The 3,561-nt window shown below is 67.0% G+C and carries 4 protein-coding genes; 1 reads left to right on the plus strand and 3 read right to left on the minus strand.

From position 1 onward, the window contains the following. Positions 1–150: 150 nt before the first annotated feature. The gene (locus K1X74_23410) at positions 151–750 is read right to left on the minus strand and encodes a Uma2 family endonuclease (protein ID MBX7169300.1); all 600 of its coding nucleotides are present in this window, start codon (positions 748–750) and stop codon (positions 151–153) included. Between the two features lie 159 nt (positions 751–909). Continuing rightward, positions 910–1,473, minus strand: coding sequence for a Uma2 family endonuclease (locus K1X74_23415; GenBank protein ID MBX7169301.1), 564 nt, complete (start codon positions 1,471–1,473; stop codon positions 910–912). Between the two features lie 59 nt (positions 1,474–1,532). Between K1X74_23415 and K1X74_23420 the strand changes: the two genes are divergently transcribed. Continuing rightward, positions 1,533–1,823 carry a hypothetical protein gene (locus K1X74_23420; GenBank protein ID MBX7169302.1) on the plus strand — a complete coding sequence of 97 codons (291 nt, stop codon included), beginning with the start codon at positions 1,533–1,535 and terminating at the stop codon, positions 1,821–1,823. 91 nt (positions 1,824–1,914) lie between these two features. Here the strand turns inward: K1X74_23420 and K1X74_23425 are convergent. Next, on the minus strand, positions 1,915–3,561 hold a 1,647-nt coding region (locus tag K1X74_23425), incomplete at its 5' end, for a hypothetical protein (GenBank protein ID MBX7169303.1).

The following is a 3,561-nucleotide window of genomic DNA, read 5'->3' on the forward strand; positions in this document are numbered from 1 at the left end:
GTCGTCATCGCCGCAGTTCCCGCACTCGGTCACAAGGCCGGATTGTCACGCAGGTGCCGATTCAAGCGACTCAATGACCCCTTGGACTGTTTCCGTTCACTGCGCGGTAGACGGCGCAGTCGGGCCTCACCTGCGCATCGCAGCCCAGGGTCAGACGCCGACCCCGTCGTACACCTCGGCCCAGGGCAGTTCGAGCCCCAGCCCCGCCAGCGGCAGCGAGGTGCCACGCGGCCAGGGCGCCAGCTCCGACCATGCGGCGTCCGCCGGCACGCGATGGCAGGCCCAGGCCGCCTGCTCGGTGCTGGACAGCAGCACGATGTGCTGAAGCCCGGCCAGCTTGCGATAAGCCGCCAGCTTGCCGCCGCGGTCGAATTGCTGCGTGCTGGGCGAGAGTACTTCAACCACGAGTCGCGCCTCGGCCAGTTCCACCGTCGTCACCGGGTCGCCGACCGGCGTGCAATGCACCAGCACGTCGGGATAGAACACCGCGTCAGCGGCGTCAATGCGCAGACGCATCTCGGTCATCTTCACGCTACACGGCCGGCCACGCAGCCGCGAGTGCAGTGCAAAGCCGACGTTGCGGATCACATCGGCATGCGCCGCGCTTCCGCCGGCCATCCCCCGCACCGGTTCGCCCTGGATCGCATAGACGACGCCCTCGAGGTACTCGTGCTTGAAGCGGCTCGCGTTCTCGAGCACGAGGTAGTCTTCCATCTCGATGTAGGCCACGGCCTTCTCCGGGACGCCCATGCACGGCTCCTCGATGCATCCGACTCGCAGTGTGCCGCATCAGAGCTCGTGACTCACTTGGCTCGGAGCCAGGTCTCGCTGAATCGTCTCCAGGAGAACAGCGCTCCGGTTCGTGACCGTCAGTTCAAGCCAATGGTGCGGCGCACCGGCATGGGCTGTTCAGGCCGTCAACGGCTCGATGCCGTCGAACACCTGCGTGAGCAGCACGCTCAGACCGAGGCTGGGCACCGCCATCGCTTCGTCCTGGCTCATGTCGTGGAACACCCATTGGTCCTCTGCGTTGCGGCGAAATGCTTCGACGCGGCGGCTATCGGGATCGACGAGGACATATTCCTTCAACGACGCAATGCGGCGGTAGAGCGCGAACTTCTGGCTGCGGTCGTAGGCTTGCGTCGTGGGTGAAAGCACTTCGATCACCAGCGTCGGCGCGCGGAAGATCATGTCGGTGGCCAAGTCGGCCCTGTCGCAAGTGACGAAGATGTCGGGATAGAGAATCGTGTCTTCGGCAATCTGGATCTTCATCGATTCGGCGAACGCCTGGCAAGGGGTGCCGTCCAGTTGCCCGGACAATCGTCGGCCCAGGTTCATGATCAGGCGCCCGTGCGCCCGTCGCGCGCCGACCATGGCGAACACTTCGCCGCGGTGGAACTCATGCCTGTCCGGCTGGGCGTTCTCCCAGGTCAGGAAGTCATTCAGGCCCGGCCTGTGCAGCGGCAGTCCCATCGCGCCAATCTCCAGCGTCGTATTCTGAACCGTGCCGATGCGCAGAATTCCTTGTGCGCATGCGCACCTTGATCATCCCCAAGCCGCTCGCCAACTCAAATCGCTGGCGTGACGATGCCGCGCCCGGCTACGACCTCATCGACCCGGCCATGACGGTGCCGCCCAAGAACCTGATCTGCGATGCGATGGCCAAGGCCGCGTGCTGTGACAGCGTGACTGCAGACCTGCCCCAGGCGATCGAAGAACTGCGCGCGGGGCCCCTTTGGCTGGGTAGGTACCTGCAGGCACTGGCGATGACGACGGCGTCCAAAGCGGTGCTTTGGTCGCGTATTCGGGCGTTGGCGCCTTGACATCGGAGTGCTCCGGGAGCAGCAACCCGCTACCTGAACAAGGATTGCGCCGGCAGTCGCTTGATCCTGAGCTTGGCGAGTCGAGGCTTCTTCACCCGCATTGCCCCACCAACCCACAAGCGGTGCAGAACTCGCACCCGTCTTTGTGAATCAGCGACGCGTTGCCGCACTCCGGGCAACTGCGCCCGGCGATCGTACCGTTGGCGCCGCCGCTGGAGGCGACCGCCGCGCGTACCGCGGGCGACGCCAGAATGCCCATTTCGCGTAGCGGCTGGCCCGCTTCGTCGAGCACGCCGAGCATCGCGTAGCGGTGGATCACGAGCCGCGCGATGTAGGCCACCGTGCTCGGCCATACCTGCTGGCGCTTCTCGCCCGGCACCGGGGCCATGAAATGGCCGAGCGGCTCGCCGACGTTGAGCAGCTTGCGTAGCTTCATCCCGATCCAGGCCGGGTCCATCACCCGCATGTCGAGCGACAGCAAGCGCGCCATGCCGTCGAACGCGCGCGGGTAGTTGCCCGAGAAGCCGATCGCGCAGGGCCGCGTGACGTGGCCGCCCAAACCCGCGGCATCCTGTCCAGGCAGCGAGACCTCCTTCAACGTCATCGTGAACGCTTCGCCGGTGGCCGGGTTGTCGACGTCCACCGCCCAAGCCAGCGTGCCGTCGCTGCCGGTGCGCGGCTCTTCGCGGCTGAACATGGCATCGAGTACCGGCGTCGGGCCGCCTTCCTGCAGTGCCCCCAACTGCTCGCAGCGCCAGCGGATCACCGCGGCGGTCGCGGCGACGACGCCAGGGAAGAGCCGGCGCTCGCCGCGCGGCGGAAATGGCATCTCGAACGCGCGCTCTTCGGCCACCGTGGCCAGCGCGTCGAGCTTGAGCTTCAGCCAGGCCGCATCGTTGGCGCGCATGTCCATCGACAAGGTCTTGGCCATCGCGCCCAGGCCGCGCGGCTGCTCCGAACCGTTGACCCAGACTTCGAACGGCACGTTCTTGCCGAACAGGCCTGTTCCCGGCCCGGCGGCGGCGGGCAGCTCGCCGACGAAGAGCGAGAAGTCGCCGTACGGGTGCTGGATCAGGTAGCTCCACGCGGTATTGCCGCCGGGCAGCTCGGGGCGGCTCGGCCAGCGCAGCGAGGCGAGCACCGGCGAGGGCAGGCGATCGAGCCGCAGGCGATGGTTGGCGCCGTCGAGCGTGGCGGGCATCGGCTTCAACGGTTCGGGCGGTGCGGTGGTCGTGATCGGTGTCTCGACGCTGAGCACGGCGCCGAGCACGGCGTTCGGCCGGTAAGTCGCCAGGCCTTTCAGGCCGCTGCGCCAGGCCTGAAGGTACAGGCCCTGGAAATCCTCGTACGGGTAGGCCTCGGGGACGTTGACCGTCTTGCTGATCGAGGTGTCGATGTGCGGCGCGACCGCGGCGACCATCGCCGCGTGGCTTTCGGCGCTCATTTCGAGCGCGGTGACGAACGAGGCAGCCAATGGCGCGTCGGGCCCGTGCAGATGGCGGTACAGCCGCCAGGCATGGTCCTCGACCGCGAATTCCCTGACGCTGTTGTCGGCCTCGCGCTTGCGCCGCGTGTAGCTCCACGAGAACGCGGGCTCGATGCCGTTGCTCGCGTTGTCGGCGAACGCGAGGCTGATCGTTCCGGTGGGCGCGATCGAAAGCAGATGCGAGTTGCGCAGGCCCTGGGCGCGGATCTTGTCCTTCAGCGGCTGCGGCAATCGCGATGCGAAGCTGCCGCT

It is taken from the genome of Pirellulales bacterium (assembly GCA_019694435.1).
Lineage (GTDB): Bacteria > Planctomycetota > Planctomycetia > Pirellulales > JAEUIK01 > JAIBBZ01.

What these genes read in the sequence shown, in the direction of transcription:
- K1X74_23420 (MBX7169302.1), top strand. Translation starts at nt 1,533, where the DNA reads ATGCGCACCTTGATCATCCCCAAGCCGCTCGCCAACTCAAATCGCTGG.
- K1X74_23415 (MBX7169301.1), bottom strand. Translation starts at nt 1,473, where the DNA reads ATGGGACTGCCGCTGCACAGGCCGGGCCTGAATGACTTCCTGACCTGG.
- K1X74_23410 (MBX7169300.1), bottom strand. Translation starts at nt 750, where the DNA reads ATGGGCGTCCCGGAGAAGGCCGTGGCCTACATCGAGATGGAAGACTAC.